Below are 18,182 nucleotides of genomic sequence, written 5' to 3'. Positions count from 1 at the left end.
CACTCATACGCTGAGCCGCGTATCGACAATGGCCAGGTCGGCCTCTCCCGGGACATAGTTGACTGAACGCACCCCCAGCATCTTGCGAAGCGTGTCCGCGGGGACTTTCATCGGACCGGGACCTGCAGCCGTACCGGGTGCCGGCTGCGGAAAGGCGGTCGACAACGCGGAGTAAAAGTTGATCTCACCTTCAACTTTTTGCGCGACCTGATGCACATGGCCGTTAAGCACCGTCACCGAGCCGAAACGCTTCATCAGACTCAGCGCCTGCGCGCTGTCGTCCGTCCCCCAGCCCCATTGCGGATACAAAGACCAGAGGGGGATATGCGCGAACACGACAATTGGCGTGCTGCTTGTGCGCGCGTGCAGGTCTTGCTTCAGCCACGCCAGCTGTTCATCGCCGAGAAAACCCAGGCCGCCCCCACGCAGGTCCAGCACATTGGTCAAGCCGATGAAATGCACCCCACCCTGATCGAAGCTGTACCACTTGGGGTCCGAGGGTTTGGCGAAACGCTCGAAATACGACCCCCCGTCGTCGACCAAAACGTCGTGTTCGCCGGGTACGTAGTGCACATCGAGCCCGGCGCTCTGGACGATCTGCGTAGCGGTATCGAACTCGCCGGGTTTGGACAGGTGGCTGATGTCGCCGGTATGGATGATGAACCCGGGCTTCTCCGGGCTCGTGCGGATCTTGTCGACGGCTTCCTGCAGTGTGCTTGCAGGATCGAGGTTCGGGTCCTTGCTGAAGCCTATGTGACTGTCGCTGATCTGCACGAAGCTGAACGCATGACGGTCGGTTTGCGCTGCCTGCGCGGTCCCGCCCATCAGCTTCGACCCCGGCACGCCGCCGTTCAAGGTCCACAGCATGCCCGCACCGGCCCATGCCATGCACGTCAGTGCGGTGCGCCGTCTGGCGCCGTGTTCCGTGAGAGGTTCGGGCGAAAGGATTTTTTTATCGAGGTCGGGCATGAACGGCTCCTGGTGGATGGGGGTGCAATACGGGTATGCAAGGCGGGTATGCCTTGCCCCATGCCCATCAAACTCGGAGGGGCGCCGCTTTATTCCCGGTGAATTTTTTTGCCATACCCGCATAATCGGGAATAAATCAGGCCGCTGACCGGTAAGTACAGTTGAGAGCCGGCGTCTTGTATCGCGGTATCGCATATCGCAGTAATTGCAGTATTTGCGGTATTGCGGACCGACCGGCGACCCGCCCTGCGCGTTGGCGCGTGGCGCACGTTCCGCAAATTCCGCGGCAATATCGCTTGCCAGGGAGAGTACCGATGGCGAAGCACTCGCCGAATCGCTTCGACGCGGTGATGCTGCCGCATCTGGACGCGGCGTATAACCTTGCCCGCTGGCTGAGCGGCAGTCCCACGGACGCCGACGACGTCGTGCAGGAAGCCTTCCTGAGAGCCTTTCGTTACTTCGATGGCTATGAGGGCGACAATCCGCGCGCCTGGCTGCTGGCGATCGTGCGCAATACGTGGTTCACCGAATGGCGCCGGCAACATAACCGCGCGGATGCAACGCCCTACGACGACTCGCTCAATGTCGACGATCAGCTTCCCGGCTGGGCCGATGAAAGCGGCGACGATCCGGAGAAATTGGCCGTGCGTCAGGACGAGACCGAACTCGTGCATCGGGCGTTGGCTACGTTGCCGGTTGAATATCGTGAGGTGATCGTGTTGCGTGAACTGGAAGACATGAGCTACAGGGACGTAGCGGCCGTGGCGGGCATCCCGCTGGGCACCGTCATGTCACGGCTTTCGCGCGCGCGCCGCCTGTTGTGCACGGCTGTACGGGCGGCCCAGGGTGGGTCGGAACAGCAGGCAATCCGCCTGGTCAAAACACCACCCGCCGGTCCGGAGGAGTCCAAGCGTGGAAACTAAATCCAACTCATCGCTCGCTGAGAAACTGCGCGACGGCTCGCTTTACGAACGAGCTCCGGAATCCTTGCGGGTGCAGGTGCATGCCCGGATGAAAGCAGAAGCAGCCAGGAAAAATCCGTCTCCCTGGAACTGGTCGTGGCGCATGGCGGGACTGCCGTTCATCGGCGGAGGAATGGCGGGAATCGGCTTGTGCTCGCTCGTCTTCATGACGCTGCTCTGGACCCAGCCGCCGCCCCGTGGCGCAGACGTACAACAGGAGATCGTTTCAAGCCATGTACGGGCGCTGATGTCGGCGCGCACGATGGATGTGCTGTCGAGCGACCAGCATACGGTCAAGCCCTGGTTCAACGGGCGCATCGACTATGCGCCGCCCGTGGTCGATCCCCAGGCGCAAGGCTTTCCGCTGGTCGGCGGGCGGCTCGATTATGTGGATCATCGCCCCGTTGCCGTCATGATCTACCGGTATCTGAAGCACCCGATCGACTTGTATGTCTTCCCTGAAGATCATGGCAAAAACGATGTCAAAAGCGCGCCTTCATCCACGCCTCTTATCACGCAATCCGACGATGGTTATTCGCTGGTCCAGTGGCGTCAGGACGGCATGGTGTATTGGGCAATCAGCGATGCATCGCCGGTCTACATCAAGCGGTTTGCCGAAGCGATCAAAGCAGGAACGCGGCAATAAGCGGGACCGCGTGGCTTGACCCCCGCGGTCCGTGGATTTTCGGACGGCGGGCCAAGCGTCGCGGTCTACATCATGGCGCGCGCAGAACCGCTGCCGCGCCCGCATTTTTCATCCGACCCCGCTCCGGCTTGCCGGCACCGTCCTTCACCGCCGCCACGAAGCCTCGCGCTTCAGGTTCACCCACAACAGCGACAGGTGCTGCGCCAGCACGTTCTCTTCGATCCGATCACCCATTGCGCCGCAATCGCGCCGACAGTCGCGACAGTCGCGACAGTCGCGACAGTCGCGCGTGTGCGCATTCACGGGTGCCCCCAGTTGTGCCTGAAGACGATTCGGCGTCTCACGTACAAAACACTTCGCGTCCGGAATTATGTGACGACGTGATCGTTACCCATGGTAGGAACCATGCTGGCGGACCGCTTGGGCGGATACTTCATGCGTTTTACGCAGCCGCCCGGCACTACCTAACTATTATTGAATGGTTCTCGTAAAACATATTACTTAATGCTGTCAATTTTCTTGCGAATGAGGGTGTGAACGGGTGTTTTGTAACGATCGGAAAAATGAAGCGTAACGTCTGTAATGGCACTTCGTGGTCAACTGAATTAGCGTTCAGTTGTGCTCCTATAATTCAGCGGATCGCGGGACGGTCCGATATCTGCTTACGGTAAAAAGTCGGGGAGCGTGTCGTCAAACCAGGTTGGGAGAAATGTCGTGAAACGCCTGAATTCTTGCTTGCCGCTGGCGGCGGTGGCAGTCGCCGCGGCCTGTATCTGTGGCCCGGCGAATGCTGCACGTGTTTTTGTGGGTGTAGGGGTGGGAGTACCTTATTACTATCCGGTTGCGCCCGTTCCGTATTACTACCCTTACCCGCCGGTCGTGGCTGTGCCGGCGCCGCCACCAGTCGACTATGTCGAACAGGGACAAGCGCAGGGTCCGGGGCCATCAGCCGATGCCTCCGGACAGCAGGGCGGTTCCTGGTACTACTGCGAGGCATCGAAAGCGTATTACCCGTATGTGAAGGACTGCCCGACCGGCTGGCGTCCCGTGGCGCCGCAGCCAGGCAACTCTCAGTAATCCTTGAACGGAAGATCAAAGCGTCATGAAGTATCCAAGACTTGCATTACTCGTTTCGATGGGGGTTTCGCTGGGCATTCTTGGCGCGTGCGCCGTGGTGCCTCCGGGACCGAGCGTGATGGCCCTTCCTGGCACTGGCAAGACTTTCGACCAGTTCCGCGCGGACGACGGTTCGTGTCGTCAGTTTGCGTATGGACAGGTAGGAGGTGACTCGGCCAATCAGGCTACTACCAATAGCGCCGTGGGCAGTGCGGTGGTCGGTACGGCGTTGGGCGCGGCGGCAGGTGCGGCGTTCGGCGGCGGTTCGGGCGCAGCTATTGGCGCCGGCGCCGGCCTGCTGGGCGGCAGTTTGTTTGGTGCGACCAACGCGCAAGGTTCGGCCTATGACGTGCAGCGGCGCTATGACTACGCGTATCTGCAGTGCATGTATGCGAACGGTAACCGCGTGCCAATGCGTGGCCGGATGATGAGCGCACCGCCCCCGCAAGGCGTTTATTCGACGCAGCCGCCGCCTCCGCCACCGCCGCCCGGGATGCCGCCGCCTCCGCCGCCGGGGTATTGAAGAAGGCGTGCTGTCGTCGGTTTCGTTGGGTTGGTTTCGTTGGGTTCGTTCGCACCCGGCCAAGGGGTTCAGTTGGAGGAGTGCGAACGAAAAATCTATCCTAGCGTACGGATCGAATTGCTGATTCCGCGAGCGCAATCAATCACTGCCGGTGCCAGGCGCTGCTCCGCTTCGGCGAGCGTCCAGCGACTCGTGGGCGCTACAACATGCACCGATCCCACTGGCCGCCGTTCCCCGTCGACCACGGCCGCTGCAATCGTCATGTCGCCGATAAACAACTCTTCCCTGTTCGACGCATAACCGCTCAGCCTCCCTTGCGCCAGCCGGGCGTCGATCTCGCCTAGATCCGTCACGGTGTACTGCGTGTGCACAACACGCTCACTTCGTTCAAGAAGCATACGTGACTCATCCTCCGGCAACGCTGCCAGATAAGCCCGCCCTGACGCCGTGCAATACATCGGAATGCGACTGCCGATAGGCATGTGGATCGGCAAGAATTTCGTACACACAAAGCGCGCGACATAAACCATATCGAGCCCGTCCGGCTCCGTCAGGTTGGTCGTCTCCCCCGTTACATTCGTCAACTCCGACAAGAATGGATTGGCAACATCAATCAACGTATCCGCGGCCAGATAGTTGAAGCCAATCTGCATCGCCTTCACCGCAAGCTGGTAACGCTTCGTGCGTGGATGCTTCTTCACATACCCCAGCTTTTCCAACGTGTAGATCATCCGCTGCGCCGAACTCTTGGTGATGGAGGTGGCCTGCGCCACCTCCGGCAAAGTCATCGTGCGCCGCTGCGCACTGAACGCTCGCAACACCGCTATGCCCTTTTCCAACGACTGATTAAACAGCGCATCCGGCGTATCTGGCGAATCACCAGCCATTGCAGGCACGTCCGCTTGAAGGACGGGTTTGTTTCGGTTCATGGATTTACCCAATTGTTTGGCTCAAGCCTCGAGCTCATGATGTAACACTACCATATCGAATATCGATACGCATATTTCGATTGACGATTTTTTTGACTCGAATAAGATACGAAAAACATCATTTAACGATTCTTAAATCGATCCTTCCCAATAAGTGGAGAGCCTCATGTTCAAGTTCGTCAGACGTTTCGCCTGTGTCTTTGTAACGGGATTGCTGCTCACGGGCGCTCCGGCGCGGTCGATGGCCGCCGCCCCCACTTATACGGTCGGCGCGACGGCCACAGGTGTGCCGTTCACGTTCCTCGACGTCAAGTCCAACTCGATTCAGGGCTTGCTGGTCGACGCCATCACGGCAACCGGCAAGGCATCAGGCTTTGACGTCAGTATCGAACAAACCACGTTCTCCTCACTAATTCCTTCGCTGACCACGAAGAAGATCGACATCATTTCGGCTGCCATGCTGAAGACGCCGGCACGCCAGCAGGTCGTCGACTTCTCGGACACGGTTTATTCGTATGGCGAAGGCCTCATCGTTCGCGCCGACGATACCGGTAAATATCCGTCAATGGACTCGCTCAAAGGCGAAGTGGTAGGCGCTCAAGTAGGTACGGCGTTTGTCGACGCACTGAACAAGAAAGGCATTTTCAAGGAAGTGCGCACCTACGATTCCGTCGCCGATATCATGCGCGACGTCGCGCTCGGACGCATCAAGGCTGGCTTCGGCGACCATCCGATCATTGCTTACCAGCTTCAGCACAACCCGAATCCGCAATTGCGACTGGTCACCGAGTATCAGCCGGAAGTGGTGGGCCAGGTGTGCTTCGTGGTACGCAAGGGCGACACCGCCACGCTCGACCAGTTGAACGCAGGCATCAAGAAGATCAAGGCGGACGGCACCCTGATGCAGATCATCAAGAAGTGGCAGGTGGAATAAAAACGTCCTCGGCACAGAGAGGATAGAAGCCATGTTCTTCCAGAACGCCATCGAGTTCCTGCCGATCCTGCTGAAAGGCGCGATCGTCACGATCGAGATCACCTTCTGCTCGTTCATCCTGAGCACGCTGCTCGGACTCCTGCTGGCGCTGATGCGCGTGTCGTCGAACAAGTTCGCCTCGCACGCGGCGGCGACGTTCATCAACGTGATCCGCGGTCTGCCGATCATCGTCCAGCTCTTTTATATCTACTTCGTATTGCCCGATCTCGGCGTGAGCTTGTCAGCCTTCCAGGCCGGTTTTATCGGACTTGGCATCGCCTATTCCGTGTATCAGGCCGAGAATTTTCGAGCGGGTATCCAGGCGATCGATCATGGGCAGATAGAGGCCGCGCAATCCATCGGCATGCGCGGCGCCTTGATCATGCGGCGCGTGGTGCTGCCGCAGGCGTTCAAGATCTCACTGCCGTCCTACGGCAACACACTCGTGATGATGCTGAAGGACTCGTCGCTCGCATCCACCATTACGGTTGCTGAGATGACGCGTGCCGGGCAGTTGATCGCATCGTCGACTTTCCAGAACATGACGGTATTCACGCTGGTTGCGTTGCTTTATCTCGCGCTCAGCCTGCCGCTCGTCTATGGCTTACGCCGCCTCGAACGCCGCCTCGGCCTCAAGGGGAAACGATGATCAAGGTTGAATCGATTCATAAACGCTTCCACGATCAGGAAGTGCTGAAGGGCGTCAGCCTCAACGTTGAAGCGGGTCAGGTGGTCTGTCTGATCGGGCCGTCGGGGTCGGGTAAATCGACGCTCCTGCGTTGCATCAACGGCCTGGAAATGCATGACGCCGGCACGATCACCGTGGATGGCAATGCAGTCGATGCCCGTTCGAAACACATTCACGATTTGCGCATGCAAGTGGGCATGGTGTTCCAGCGTTTCAACTTATGGCCGCACCGTACCGCCCTGGAAAATGTCTGCGAGGGTCCGGTGTTCGTGAAAAAGGAAGGCCGTGTGCAAGCCCGCGAAAAGGCGCGCCATCTGCTCGACAAGGTCGGGCTCGGGCATCGTATGGATGCCTATCCGTCGGAATTATCGGGCGGCCAGCAGCAACGCGTGGCGATCGCCCGCGCGCTCGCCATGGAACCCAAGGCCATCCTCTTCGACGAGCCTACTTCCGCGCTCGATCCGGAGCTGGTCGGCGAGGTACTGAACGTCATGCGCCAACTCGCCTATGACGGCATGACCATGATCGTCGTCACGCACGAAATGAGTTTTGCGCGCGAGGTGGCGGACAGGGTGTGCTTTCTCTACGACGGCACGATATGCGAGGAAGGCGCCGCAGCCGATCTGCTCGAACGTCCGCAACATCCTCGCACACGCGATTTCCTGCGCCGGGTACTCACCTCCTCCGACGCGCCTTCGACCTGAATATCCAACATGAGCCTTGTTGAAGTTGCACGAGCGTTGCCGCCCTCTCTGTGGGCCGCGACTGCGGAACCGTCCGTCGATACGCCTTCGCTCGACACCTCCGTCAAAACCGATGTGCTGATTGTCGGGGCGGGTTATACGGGTCTGTCGAGCGCATTGCATCTTGCCGCGCATGGGTTGAAAGTCTGCGTGATCGATGCGAACGAACCGGGCTGGGGCGCGTCCGGCCGCAACGGCGGCCAGGTGATCCCGGGGCTGAAATACGATCCGGATGAACTCATCCGCCGATATGGTTCACGCGATGGTGATGCCCTCGCGCAGATCGCGGGCAGCGCCGCGGACACGGTCTTCGACCTGATTGAACGCCACCAGATCCAATGCGATGCCACCCGCAATGGCTGGATTCAGCCCACGCATTCCGACAAGCTGCTCGGCACGCTGCACGCCCGCGCGCGGCAGTGGGAAGCGCGTGGTGCACCGGTCGAACTACTTGACCGCACGCAGGTCTCGAAGCGTCTCGGCACTGAAACCTTCGTAGGCGGCTGGATCGACAAACGTGCCGGCAGCGTGCAGCCGCTGAGTTATGCGCGTGGACTGGCGCGTGCGGCGAAGGCAGCGGGCGCCGCCATTCATGGCGCCACGCGCGCGGTCGCGCTCGAACAGAGTTCCGGCGGTTGGCGTGTGCGATGTGCGGGCGGCGTTGTCATCGATGCGAAACAGGTGCTGCTCGCGACCAACGGTTATACCGATTCGCTTTGGCCCGGCCTCGCACAATCTGTGATCGCGGCGAACAGTTTCATTGTCGCAACCCGGCCTTTACCCGACGATATCTCAGCGACCGTGCTGCCTGGACGCGAAGTCGCGTCGGACTCGCGGCGACTCCTGCTGTATTTCCGCAAGGACGCCGCAGGCCGCTTGCTGATGGGGGGCCGCGGTCCCTTCCGCGATCCGCGCACTGCTGCTGATTGGTCGCATCTTGAACGCGCAGCGCGGTTGATGTATCCGCAACTCGCAGGCATCGACTTTGAATTCCGATGGGCGGGACGCATCGCCATTACACGGGACTTCCTGCCGCATGTGCACACGCCTGCCGAGGGCTTGACGATTGCCCTGGGTTACAACGGGCGCGGCATCGCGATGGCGACCACCCTGGGCAAACACCTGGCCGCGTTCATGAGCGGCGCGGCACAGGGACTGCCCCTGCCGCCCACGTCAATCAAGCCGATCCCTCTTCATGCGCTGCAGCGCATCTATATCAGTGCGGGCGTGGCGTGGTACGGCTTTCTCGATGCGCTTTCCTGACGGCTGTTAGATGAAAGCCAGCGTGCTTCGCTGCAGACCGGCTTACGGATAAGCCACACCAAGAGCGCACCCGCCTGCCGAAAAAAAACCTCCCGGAACCGAAGAAGCGTAAATTCATTGGATAGGTTCCGGCCTGTTGCGTGGATCATGCGACGGGTCAAACGTCGAAGTCGGACAAGTTGTACAGGAGGAGCAGCCATGAACACAAAACAAAGTAAAAAGGGACATCTCGAAGCCGCAGCGTCGCATCACGAGCAGGCCGCGCGATTTCACCGCGAGGCGTCACACCATTTCGGAGCGGGCAAGGACTACGACCACGCCGCCCATCAGGCGGTCATGGCACATGGTTATGCGCTTCACGCCATAGACGAAGCCAACAACGTCGTCAAACACAATGCGGGTGCGTCGACAGTATTGCCTCCGCCAACGGGTTCCGCTGAACACAGCACCACCGCAGCGCAGCATCACGCAGCCGCCGCGGAGCTCCATGGACAAGCGGCGCAGCATTTGCGCCACGCGGCCAAACTCTTCGACGATGACCGTAGCGCTGTCGCTCACGACACCCAGTTAGCGTTTTCCCTTGCCGTGCGCGCGCTGTCTCATGGCAACGAGGCGGCCAGACAGCATGTCACGTCAACCCGTGACAAAACCCCGGTCACCGGCGCGGCCTGAGAGCGCGGTTTTGAAAGGATGTTGCCGCGGGCAACTAAGCGGCAGCAACATAAGGGACACCATCACCGCTCTAGCCTCTTCGATTGGAACCCGCCAATCGAACGCCAGAGCGCGCGCTGTTACTATCAGCCTGAGGTCGCGTACTGGTGGTGGTCACACCTGATGCGCGCCTTGCATGAAGCCGTGGGCATTCAAATCCGGCCTAGGTCGTAACGGCCGCTCCGCCGAATGGCTCGGCCATGCTGGTTTGGTTTCTGCCTGAGGCCTTCGCCCGATACACGGCCTGGTCTGCCACCTTGATGAGCCCAAGCGCGTCGGTCACCTCTTCGGTGTCTGTACACGCCACGCCAATGCTCACCGTGATAACCCCATGTTCGCTCCCGTTGTGTTCGATAGCCAGTCCACGCACAGCCGCGTGGATAGCGGCTGCAACCACAGCCGCCGCCGCACCGTCGGTCTCCGGCAGCACGACGACAAACTCCTCGCCCCCGAAGCGAGCAGCGATATCGCCCGGCCGCTGGCTGTTGCGCGCGATCGCCTGTGCCACGGCGGTCAACGCATCGTCACCGGCCTGATGACCGTACGTGTCGTTGTAGCGTTTAAACCGGTCGATATCCACGAACAATAGCGCCAATGGTTTTCCCGAGCGTTTCGCGCGGTGCCATTCGAGCATGAGACGATCGTCCAGACTGCGCCGGTTACTGAGACCCGTCAGCCCGTCGATACGCGTCATGTCGCGTAACTGCTGCTCCACGACCAGCCTGTGCCGGAATTCCACCGAGAGAAGCTGCGCTGCGAACAACATACCGACGATCAGCAGCGCGGTGACAATGCCGATGTACCACGCCCGGCTCGTCCAGTCCGCGAACACGTAACGGGCCGCGGGCGCAATGATCACGATCATTTTCAGCTTGTCGAATCTGCGAAAGTTGTAGAGCCGCTCCTTTCCGTCTTTCCCGGACGTGCCGAGGAACGACGTCTCATGCGTCTGCCTGAACCGCTCGAAATTTTTTCTACCGCTGAAGTTCTCGTCAACCGGGGTTCCATCATTCGGATAACGTAGGATCACATGGCCGTCATCCTGCAAGAGCGTAATGTTCCCCCCGGGGCCCAGCTTGACGCCCGACAGCAGGTTCTGGAAGTAGTCGAGGCGAAAGGCCGCCACCACCACACCGGCGAACGAGCCATCAGGATGGTTCACGCGCCGGCTGAACATGAGATCGACCTCGCCGGGATTGAGGCGCGACTGGAGTGGACGGCTGACAAACAGCCCCAGCTTTGGATTGTCGCGATGAACGGTGAACCATGTGCGATCGGCCAGATTCACGCTGCGTGGAACCACGCTTGTGGAATCCACAATGATCTTGCCCCGCGAATCAAGGCACAGCAACGAGCCTATGTACTGGCTGGCGGTAGCGGATCTGTCGAAGAGAAGTTCCCGCCTCAGGTGGTCCGGCAACCGCATGACATCTGCGTCTTGTGCGCCGTCCACGGCCGCCTGGATGGAAAGGTCCGTGAGTTGGGAGGTGTAGGTGATGTCATGTTCAATGACCCGCGCGAGGTTGTCCGCATTCTCGACGGCGCGAGCGGTCGCGTCCTGACGCGCCTGCACTAGAACAGCCAGGGCGAACCCGAACACGATCACTGAGAAAGCGATGCTACCTAGACCTATTGCATTCGGATGGCGTGCTAAAGCCGCTCTTAGCCGAAAGAAAATAGTCGGTTTTTTTAACATTCGAAGGCTTCCAACGCTAAGGCGCTATTGTCTGGCGCTTATCGGACCCAAGCCGACCCACGCCTGTTTGCACTTCGCCGATCGATTCTCCCGCTTGCGGGACGGTTTCCCTAAAGCCGACGTCACCCATGCAATCAGTCAATGCCTGGCTTGCACGTCCCACCTTTTGATCTGCCTGATTGGTCCAGTTCCTTGATGCGCACCCCGGCACCCATTCATCATGCAATTATTCTATTCGCTCCGCAGTGGCGCGCGACGATCTTTCTTCTGGAAGGTGCTTGCCCGACAAGGCTGTCATTGCAATGCAACAGCGTCAAGATACCCGTTGCGCAGTGAAATGCCGGATGCGAAAAAGCCGTTCCGGCGAAATGCGGAACGGCTTTTTCAAAAGCTGCTTAATCGCTATGCCGGAGAGTTTGAATATCTCTCGGTGGATGGCGCGGATTTAACCGGCTGATCGATGCCAAGCCGGCACATCGATCAGCCGGAATGCTCCCCGCAATCAATGGCAGCGATTTTCCCAATGGTGATGCACTCTCACTTTGTGGCACTCGCGATGGTGGTGATACGGCGCAGCGTAGGCCGGGGCGATAGCGCAAAACGTTGTCGCTGCGAGAGCAAGGGTGATGGCAATTTTCTTCATGGTGTTTTCCATAAGTGTGAGGCTGGTAAAAAGTGAAGTGGCTTCACAAAGCGAGTTATTCATATACAGGCAGTACAGACGCCGACATCGGCGGACGTTGAACAACACGCCTCAACCCCGGCATTCACGGTTGATGATGTCGTCGATCACGCGTCCCAAGAGTTTCCCGCCGGTCGATGGTTGTCCACCTATTCCCCTTGTTAACGGCTCGAAAGCAAATTGGATAACAACTTTTCGCAATTTTTTGTGCCAAAAACCGCTAGGGTTAACGTGAGTTAAGGGGTGAGTCAAGTGGTGAGTCAAGTGGTGAGTCAAGTGTGAATCGAACGTGAATAATCTTCAATTAAGCTCGGATCGCAACTCGGTGACCCTAGTCAAACTTCACTCAATACTCGTTTCATGTCGGCATTTTGTAATCTATCCGGCTATCCGGATGCCATGTGCTTCATTCATCACGCTGCCTGTCAGGCCGCGGCAGGCAGCGCCGCCAACTATGTGCAAGGCTTGTTCCTCCTACTTTGAAGGACCCCTTGTCATGCGGTGTAACGCATGTAAGCAGACTTGCAACGCATCCACGACAACCACGGCATACACTCGACGGGCGTCTTCTCCCAAGACGCGGTTGTGAGTGATGCAAGTGACTGCAGCTTGGCCCGCCCTCTTGGGTGGGCCGTTTTTTTCTTCACGCTTTGATTACGTCGCTCTGGTCACGATCATGAGCCGGGTCAGCGGCCGCGGTTTGCGGCAACCATGGTGTTTCCATCCGACCGGATCATGCGACTGAAAATCACGGGCCTCATCAATGCAAGCGAGCCACAAATGAACCGTATTCTTTTTGCTCCGGGCGTCGCTTGTCTGTTGTTCGTTTCTTCAGCTAACGCACAGTTCAGTCAGGACACACCCAACTCGGCCATCGCGCAGAACTTCCAGTACATCAACCATCCGCCCGCGGCGCCGGTTCAAGCCAGCGCTCCGGCCGCAACTGGTAGAGGCCATGGGCATCGGCACCAGCAGGCCTCGACTGACGCCGACCAGATTCAATAGCCACGTCAGATCCCAAAACAACTTGGCGATGCTAATGGTTATCTCGACTCGGGCGCAGTAGGTTCACCGGGCCTGATCGCGAAGTCCGAGGCGCTCAGTGCGGAACTCGAGACCCGGGACAACGTATTCATGGCGTTGGTCGCGCAGTTTCGTGCCGCTGTGGCGGGACAAAACCAATATCGACAAGACCGGCGAACAAGCCATCACCGCCGATGACTTCCGGCGCACGCAACTATTTTTCGGGTAATGCGGGCGCTTATTGCGCACGCTTAGTGAGAGCTTGAGAAAACCGGCCGTCAGACGACGAGGTGACAGACCGCTTCAACGCGATTGCCCACCGGATCAAGCAGGAAGGCGGCGTAATAACCAGCGTGGTAGTCGGATCGCAACCCTGGCGGTCCGTCCGAACTCCCCCCAGCCGCAAGGCCGGCCGCGTTGAACGCGTCGACCTGCGCACGCGACACGGCCTTGAAACACCAGTGCCGCTTGTTGTCGCCTATCACACCCCGATCCAGGTACACCGCTAGATAAGTCGATGCGCAATCCTGCGGCGTGCACCGTTCGCCGTATCCAAGCGCGTGTGGCAAGTCATACACCTTCGCTGCACCGAGCGCGCTCATGATGGCGTCGTAAAAACGCCGGGCAATGTCAAGATCAGGAACACCGATAGAAACGTGATCAAGAAGCTGCATGCTCGGCCGCTCAGGGATGAAGACTCAGGATGGCGCGCTCAGAGTGCTCAGAGCGCGCGGAATCGGCACGGAATTGCACGGAATCGCCGCAAGGCAAGCCTTTACTGCCCGGCTTCTATCTGCGAGAAGGTATAGAGGGATTTCAATTCAATCCCAATTCCTGCGAGCATTTCCTTACCGCCGCTTTCACGGTCGATCACGCACAACGTCAGCGAAACCGGCACGCCATCGGCGCGCAGTTTGGCGACCGCGTCGGAAATTGCGCCGCCACTCGACACAATGTCCTCGACCAGCACAAGCTTGCGTCCGGCCAGCTCGGCGCCTTCCGCATACTTGCAGGTGCCGTACTCTTTCGCTTCCTTGCGGATATACGCGGCAGGCAAGCCGGTCACCTGGCTGAGCATGGTCACGATTGGAATGCCGCCCATCTCGAGTCCGCCCAATATTTCAGTGCCGGGGGGGATCAGGGGCACCATCGCTTCCGCAATCGCCTTCAGCAATACGGGATCGGACTCGAAGCGATATTTGTCGAAGTAGGTGTTGCTGCGCGTGCCTGAACGCAGCAGGAAATCGCCGCTCAACTTGGACACTTCGCGGATTCGCCGGGCAATGCTCATGAATGGTTTCCTCTTACTTTTACCGGGTAACAATTGTTTCGCGGTCGCAAATCTACGCGAAAACTCGCTTTCGAGGAAGCAATTATCCCAAGCCCGGCTTTTCCGATATGGCGCAATGGCCGGGGCCAGCCTGAATTATCCGGCCGTCAAGGACCTCGATAAGACGTCGCCCGCATGCCCGCCAAGGGCGAAGGGATACCGCCCTGCAGGCGTCAGGCGGCGATAGACTGGGGGCCGCATCATTTCCCGCCTTGTCAGCCTGGTCACTGAACCGCCCATGATCTCCCTGCAAAAATCTATCGAAACCTATATTCGGGCAAAGGACGGAAATCGCCCGTTTTTGATCGCCGACGCATTTACCGCCGATGCCGAACTGACGATGCAAGTGAATACCTCGGAAATCTCGTTTCCGGGCACGGTCAAAGGGGCGAAAGCCATTTCGGATGTTCTGGTCAGCGGGTTTGCGCAGCGCTATGAGAATGTTTACACGTTCTGCATCGGCGCCCCGCCCGCCGCAGGACCGGCGTTCAGTTGCAACTGGCTTGTCTGCATGTCGGAGAAAAGCACCGGCTTGGCGCGTGCCGGTTTCGGCCGGTACGAGTGGCTTGCGGCGGAGAATTCCGGACAGGTCCGGCAACTCCGTATCACGATAGAAGAGATGACGACATTGCCGCAGGATACCGTCGAGCCAATCCTCCGGTGGGCCGGCGCGCTACCGTACCCGTGGTGCCCTCGTGAACGGCTTGGCAACGGCGCGCCGAACATCACGGCGATCGACCGGATCCGGGCCGCGCTCGCCTAGCGCATCCGCATCATGAAAGCAGCGTGAATCCGCTTGGGCCGGAATCTCCGGCCCGAACCCACCAAAAGCGTTCGAGATGTTCCAGTCCCGGTGAAATCGGGCTTGAATAAATCGACACCGGCGTCGAACGCCTGCCCAGCTCAGAGCGCGTATGCCGGCTTATAAGCACAGCCGCGGATCAGTGCGGTAATGTCGTCTGGTCTTGGCACGCGCGCCAGTTGATTGTCGAAAATACACTCGGCCACGCGCACGGCCACATGGAGCGAGGCCTCAAAAATCTTGCTCTGCGGCGGATAGATCAGGCCGGTTGCAAGACTGGTTTCGGAGACCTGCTCGGCCACTGCTTTCGCCGCGATAATGAACATTTCGTCCGTGACCCGAGTCGCCTGGGTGGCGAACACGGCCATGCCCAGCGCGGGGAAAATATAGACGTTGTTGCCTTGTCCGGGCACAAACGTGCGCCCTTCTATTTCGACCGGCGGGAACGGACTGCCGCTCGCGAAAATAGCGCGGCCGGAGGACCACCGGTACGCTTCCTCGGCCGTACACTCGGAGCGTGAAGTCGGGTTGGAATACGGGAAGATGATCGGCCGCTCGTTGATCTCTGCCATCGCCTCGATCACCTGCTGGTTGAACAGCTTGGGCACGGTACTGACACCAATGATGCCCGTCGGTTTCAGCGCCTTCACTGCGTCAGCAAACGTATCCACGGGGGCGTGATCCACGGCGAAAGGCTTCTGAAAATCGGCCAGGTCCTGACGCGATTTCACCATCAGCCCGTTCACGTCGAACAGCGCGTTGCGCGCCCGTGCTTCGTCAATACTCAAGCCTTCCAGCACCATCGCCTGGCTGATCAGTTCTGCAATGCCGGTTCCCGCCGAGCCGCCGCCCAGGAACAGGAACCGCTGGTCGACGAGCTTTTGCTTCGAGATGTGGAGCGCGGCGAAAATCCCCGCCAGCGCGACGGCGGCGGTGCCCTGGATGTCGTCGTTATAGGTGCAGATCTTCTCTTTGTATCGCGCGAGCAGCGGCACGGCGTTGAAGTTGGCGAAGTCTTCCCACTGGATGCAGCATTTCGGATGCAGTTCAAGCGCCGCTTCGACGAACTCGTTCACGAATGCATGGTAGTCGTCGCCCCGCACGCGTTCCTGACGCAGGCCCAGATACAGGGGATCGTCGAGCAGATCCTGGTTATTGGTGCCCACGTCCAGCATCACCGGCAAGCAGTATTGCGGCGGCACGCCTGCGCAGGCCGTGTAGAGCGAGAGCTTGCCGATAGGAATACCCATCCCGCCAACGCCCAGATCCCCAAGCCCGAGAATACGTTCGCCATCCGTCACCACGATAAAGCGAACCTCCTTCTCCGGCCAATTTTGCAGCAGCTCTTTCACCCTGCCGCGCGCCGAGATCGGCACATACATGCCCCGCGTCGCACGGAAGATATGGTTGAATTTCTGGCACGCCTCGCCGACCGTCGGTGTGTACACCAGGGGCATGAACGTCGCCGGATCGGACATGATCGTGGCGTAGAACAAGGTCTCGTTGCGGGCCTGGAGATCGGACAACAGAAGGTATTTTTGCAGGTCGTTGTCGAGGGCAGCCAGTTCCGTATGCGTACGCGCGACCTGCAAGTCCAGTGAACTGCTGCCCGGGGGCAGCAACCCTTCGAGATGGTATTGGCGACGTTCGGCGTCGGTAAAGGCGGAGCCTTTGTTAAGACGGGGATCGCGAAGGAGATCGCGGCCGGTAAGCTCGCTAGGTTTTTGCATTGCAATATTCCTGTCAGCCGGCGCTTACGGACTGCGCCGAATAGCGTATGAATACGTCGGGCGCCGCTACGTCAACCGCTAGAAAATAGCTAAGCCACGCGACGACGAAGAGATGAAATCCTTACGACGACAAAGCCTGCATGTGGACATACAAATCGCTCTTGCCTTCAAAGCCGATGCCGGGAAGCTCCGGCAAGCTCACGTAGCCGTCGTGCACTTTCACGCCGTCCGGAAAGCCGCCAAACGGCTGGAACAGGTCCGGATAAGACTCGTTGCCGCCCAGGCCGAGACCCGCCGCAATGTTCAATGACATCTGGTGGCCGCCGTGAGGAATGCAGCGTGAGCGCGACCAGCCGTGCTGATGCAGCATGTCCAGCGTGCGCAAATATTCGACCAGCCCGTAGCTCAGCGCGCAGTCGAATTGCAGGTAATCGCGATCGGCCCGCATGCCGCCATAGCGGATCAGGTTACGCGCATCCTGCATCGAGAACAAATTCTCGCCGGTTGCCATTGGCTTGTCGTAGTAATTTCTCAGCGTGGCCTGCAGTTCGAAATCGAGTGGATCGCCCGCCTCTTCGTACCAGAACAAGTCGTATTGCGAGAGGGCCTTCGCATACTGAATGGCCGTGTCCAGGTCGAAGCGCCCGTTCGCATCCACGGCAAGCTTTTGACCGTCCTGCAGCACGGACAGCACCGCATCGATCCGGCGCAGATCGTCGTCGAGCGACCCGCCGCCTATCTTCTTCTTGACCACCGTATAACCGCGGTCAATATAGCTGCGCATCTCGTCCTTGAGCTTGCCGAAATCCTGGCCGGGATAGTAATAGCCGCCCGCCGCATAGACGAAGATATCGCGGTCCGGCGTGCCGTTGCCGTACCGGTCCGCCAGCAACTGGAACAGCGGCTTGCCCTCGATCTTCGCGACCGCATCCCATACCGCCATGTCGATAGTGCCGATCGCCACCGAGCGCTCGCCGTGACCGCCGGGCTTTTCGTTCGTGAACATCGTGGTCCAGATCTTGTGCGGGTCAAGGTTATTGCCCGACGCATCCACTAATGAATCCGGCTCGGCTTCCAGCACACGCGGAATAAAACGTTCGCGCATCAGCTTGCCTTGGCCGTACCGCCCGTTCGAATTGAATCCGTAGCCAACGACTGGCTTGCCGTCACGAATGACGTCGGTGATGACGGCAACGAGACTCAGCGTCATCTTGCTGAAGTCAATATACGCATTCCGAATGGATGAACTGATCGGAATGGTTTGCTCGCGGATTTCCACGATTTTCATGTGACTGTCTCCTGAGTGCCAAGGAATGCGTCCGAGGGCGCGTAGGCTGATAGCGAAGCTTACGCGCGCGCAGCCGCGTTACGCTTCACCGATACACATATGATTATT

General features: G+C 59.2%; 19 protein-coding genes. 12 read left to right on the top strand and 7 right to left on the bottom strand.

The features are described from left to right. Positions 1-3: 3 nt before the first annotated feature. The gene (locus tag BSU04_RS04060) at positions 4-969 is read right to left on the bottom strand and encodes a metallophosphoesterase family protein (protein ID WP_089159384.1); all 966 of its coding nucleotides are present in this window, start codon (positions 967-969) and stop codon (positions 4-6) included. A gap of 314 nt (positions 970-1,283) precedes the next feature. Between BSU04_RS04060 and BSU04_RS04055 the strand changes: the two genes are divergently transcribed. The 4 genes from BSU04_RS04055 to BSU04_RS04040 all read left to right on the top strand — a co-directional run bounded on the left by BSU04_RS04055 (position 1,284) and on the right by BSU04_RS04040 (position 4,216). Beyond that, positions 1,284-1,892, top strand: coding sequence for an RNA polymerase sigma factor (locus BSU04_RS04055; protein WP_089159383.1), 609 nt, complete (start codon positions 1,284-1,286; stop codon positions 1,890-1,892). Next, a complete protein-coding gene (locus BSU04_RS04050) occupies positions 1,882-2,577 on the top strand; it encodes an anti-sigma factor family protein (RefSeq protein ID WP_089159382.1) in 696 nt (231 codons plus the stop codon). Before BSU04_RS04055 ends, BSU04_RS04050 begins: the two co-directional genes overlap by 11 nt. Positions 2,578-3,291: 714 nt before the next feature. After that, positions 3,292-3,654, top strand: a complete 363-nt coding sequence (locus BSU04_RS04045; protein WP_373452790.1) for a hypothetical protein — start codon at positions 3,292-3,294, stop codon at positions 3,652-3,654. Between the two features lie 25 nt (positions 3,655-3,679). Then, positions 3,680-4,216, top strand: coding sequence for a YMGG-like glycine zipper-containing protein (locus BSU04_RS04040; RefSeq protein WP_089159381.1), 537 nt, complete (start codon positions 3,680-3,682; stop codon positions 4,214-4,216). Positions 4,217-4,311: 95 nt separating this feature from the next. Here BSU04_RS04040 and BSU04_RS04035 read toward each other — a convergent pair whose 3' ends face one another. Beyond that, the gene (locus tag BSU04_RS04035) at positions 4,312-5,103 is read right to left on the bottom strand and encodes an IclR family transcriptional regulator (protein ID WP_089159429.1); all 792 of its coding nucleotides are present in this window, start codon (positions 5,101-5,103) and stop codon (positions 4,312-4,314) included. Between the two features lie 208 nt (positions 5,104-5,311). On the opposite strand from BSU04_RS04035, the gene BSU04_RS04030 reads away from it, so the two are divergent. The 5 genes from BSU04_RS04030 to BSU04_RS04010 all read left to right on the top strand — a co-directional run bounded on the left by BSU04_RS04030 (position 5,312) and on the right by BSU04_RS04010 (position 9,484). Next, positions 5,312-6,079: an ABC transporter substrate-binding protein gene (locus BSU04_RS04030; RefSeq protein ID WP_089159380.1), complete on the top strand. Its 768-nt coding sequence runs from the start codon at positions 5,312-5,314 to the stop codon at positions 6,077-6,079. Positions 6,080-6,110: 31 nt separating this feature from the next. Beyond that, positions 6,111-6,767: an amino acid ABC transporter permease gene (locus tag BSU04_RS04025; RefSeq protein WP_089159379.1), complete on the top strand. Its 657-nt coding sequence runs from the start codon at positions 6,111-6,113 to the stop codon at positions 6,765-6,767. Further along, complete coding sequence (locus tag BSU04_RS04020; RefSeq protein WP_089159378.1) at positions 6,764-7,510, top strand: amino acid ABC transporter ATP-binding protein; 747 nt, start codon at positions 6,764-6,766, stop codon at positions 7,508-7,510. Before BSU04_RS04025 ends, BSU04_RS04020 begins: the two co-directional genes overlap by 4 nt. A 9-nt stretch (positions 7,511-7,519) precedes the next feature. Next, complete coding sequence (locus BSU04_RS04015) at positions 7,520-8,812, top strand: NAD(P)/FAD-dependent oxidoreductase (RefSeq protein ID WP_089159377.1); 1,293 nt, start codon at positions 7,520-7,522, stop codon at positions 8,810-8,812. Positions 8,813-9,010: 198 nt separating this feature from the next. Beyond that, entirely contained in the window at positions 9,011-9,484 is a 474-nt protein-coding gene (locus BSU04_RS04010) for a hypothetical protein (RefSeq protein ID WP_089159376.1), read from the top strand. Between the two features lie 202 nt (positions 9,485-9,686). Here BSU04_RS04010 and BSU04_RS04005 read toward each other — a convergent pair whose 3' ends face one another. After that, positions 9,687-11,219, bottom strand: coding sequence for a sensor domain-containing diguanylate cyclase (locus BSU04_RS04005; RefSeq protein ID WP_089159375.1), 1,533 nt, complete (start codon positions 11,217-11,219; stop codon positions 9,687-9,689). 220 nt (positions 11,220-11,439) lie between these two features. Between BSU04_RS04005 and BSU04_RS45190 the strand changes: the two genes are divergently transcribed. Beyond that, positions 11,440-11,676 (top strand): hypothetical protein, encoded by a 237-nt coding sequence (locus tag BSU04_RS45190; protein ID WP_144021112.1) that lies wholly within the window; start codon positions 11,440-11,442, stop codon positions 11,674-11,676. 960 nt (positions 11,677-12,636) lie between these two features. After that, a complete protein-coding gene (locus BSU04_RS04000) occupies positions 12,637-12,906 on the top strand; it encodes a hypothetical protein (protein WP_144021111.1) in 270 nt (89 codons plus the stop codon). Between the two features lie 296 nt (positions 12,907-13,202). Here BSU04_RS04000 and BSU04_RS03995 read toward each other — a convergent pair whose 3' ends face one another. Both BSU04_RS03995 and pyrE read right to left on the bottom strand, forming a co-directional pair. Further along, positions 13,203-13,598, bottom strand: a complete 396-nt coding sequence (locus BSU04_RS03995; protein WP_089159373.1) for a VOC family protein — start codon at positions 13,596-13,598, stop codon at positions 13,203-13,205. Positions 13,599-13,699: 101 nt separating this feature from the next. Next, positions 13,700-14,215 (bottom strand): orotate phosphoribosyltransferase, encoded by a 516-nt coding sequence (gene pyrE / locus BSU04_RS03990; RefSeq protein WP_089159372.1) that lies wholly within the window; start codon positions 14,213-14,215, stop codon positions 13,700-13,702. Positions 14,216-14,492: 277 nt separating this feature from the next. On the opposite strand from pyrE, the gene BSU04_RS03985 reads away from it, so the two are divergent. After that, on the top strand, positions 14,493-15,017 hold the full coding sequence (locus tag BSU04_RS03985) for a hypothetical protein (protein WP_089159371.1): 525 nt from the start codon (positions 14,493-14,495) through the stop codon (positions 15,015-15,017). A 140-nt stretch (positions 15,018-15,157) separates the two neighbouring features. Here the strand turns inward: BSU04_RS03985 and BSU04_RS03980 are convergent, their stop codons facing one another. Next, complete coding sequence (locus tag BSU04_RS03980; protein WP_089159370.1) at positions 15,158-16,786, bottom strand: NAD-dependent malic enzyme; 1,629 nt, start codon at positions 16,784-16,786, stop codon at positions 15,158-15,160. 121 nt (positions 16,787-16,907) lie between these two features. Further along, positions 16,908-18,074, bottom strand: coding sequence for a mandelate racemase/muconate lactonizing enzyme family protein (locus BSU04_RS03975; protein ID WP_089159369.1), 1,167 nt, complete (start codon positions 18,072-18,074; stop codon positions 16,908-16,910). Positions 18,075-18,182: the final 108 nt, after the last annotated feature.

This window comes from Caballeronia sordidicola (assembly GCF_002220365.1).
Classification (GTDB): domain Bacteria; phylum Pseudomonadota; class Gammaproteobacteria; order Burkholderiales; family Burkholderiaceae; genus Caballeronia; species Caballeronia sordidicola_C.
This window is presented reverse-complemented; position numbering and strand designations above follow the sequence as displayed.

Coding starts and splice junctions, on each gene's coding strand:
- BSU04_RS04060 (WP_089159384.1), bottom strand. CDS start 969: ATGCCCGACCTCGATAAAAAAATCCTTTCGCCCGAACCTCTCACGGAA.
- BSU04_RS04055 (WP_089159383.1), top strand. CDS start 1,284: ATGGCGAAGCACTCGCCGAATCGCTTCGACGCGGTGATGCTGCCGCAT.
- BSU04_RS04040 (WP_089159381.1), top strand. CDS start 3,680: ATGAAGTATCCAAGACTTGCATTACTCGTTTCGATGGGGGTTTCGCTG.
- BSU04_RS04035 (WP_089159429.1), bottom strand. CDS start 5,103: ATGGCTGGTGATTCGCCAGATACGCCGGATGCGCTGTTTAATCAGTCG.
- BSU04_RS04030 (WP_089159380.1), top strand. CDS start 5,312: ATGTTCAAGTTCGTCAGACGTTTCGCCTGTGTCTTTGTAACGGGATTG.
- BSU04_RS04025 (WP_089159379.1), top strand. CDS start 6,111: ATGTTCTTCCAGAACGCCATCGAGTTCCTGCCGATCCTGCTGAAAGGC.
- BSU04_RS04020 (WP_089159378.1), top strand. CDS start 6,764: ATGATCAAGGTTGAATCGATTCATAAACGCTTCCACGATCAGGAAGTG.
- BSU04_RS04015 (WP_089159377.1), top strand. CDS start 7,520: ATGAGCCTTGTTGAAGTTGCACGAGCGTTGCCGCCCTCTCTGTGGGCC.
- BSU04_RS04010 (WP_089159376.1), top strand. CDS start 9,011: ATGAACACAAAACAAAGTAAAAAGGGACATCTCGAAGCCGCAGCGTCG.
- BSU04_RS04005 (WP_089159375.1), bottom strand. CDS start 11,219: ATGTTAAAAAAACCGACTATTTTCTTTCGGCTAAGAGCGGCTTTAGCA.
- BSU04_RS45190 (WP_144021112.1), top strand. CDS start 11,440: ATGCAATTATTCTATTCGCTCCGCAGTGGCGCGCGACGATCTTTCTTC.
- BSU04_RS04000 (WP_144021111.1), top strand. CDS start 12,637: ATGCGACTGAAAATCACGGGCCTCATCAATGCAAGCGAGCCACAAATG.
- BSU04_RS03995 (WP_089159373.1), bottom strand. CDS start 13,598: ATGCAGCTTCTTGATCACGTTTCTATCGGTGTTCCTGATCTTGACATT.
- pyrE (WP_089159372.1), bottom strand. CDS start 14,215: ATGAGCATTGCCCGGCGAATCCGCGAAGTGTCCAAGTTGAGCGGCGAT.
- BSU04_RS03985 (WP_089159371.1), top strand. CDS start 14,493: ATGATCTCCCTGCAAAAATCTATCGAAACCTATATTCGGGCAAAGGAC.
- BSU04_RS03980 (WP_089159370.1), bottom strand. CDS start 16,786: ATGCAAAAACCTAGCGAGCTTACCGGCCGCGATCTCCTTCGCGATCCC.
- BSU04_RS03975 (WP_089159369.1), bottom strand. CDS start 18,074: ATGAAAATCGTGGAAATCCGCGAGCAAACCATTCCGATCAGTTCATCC.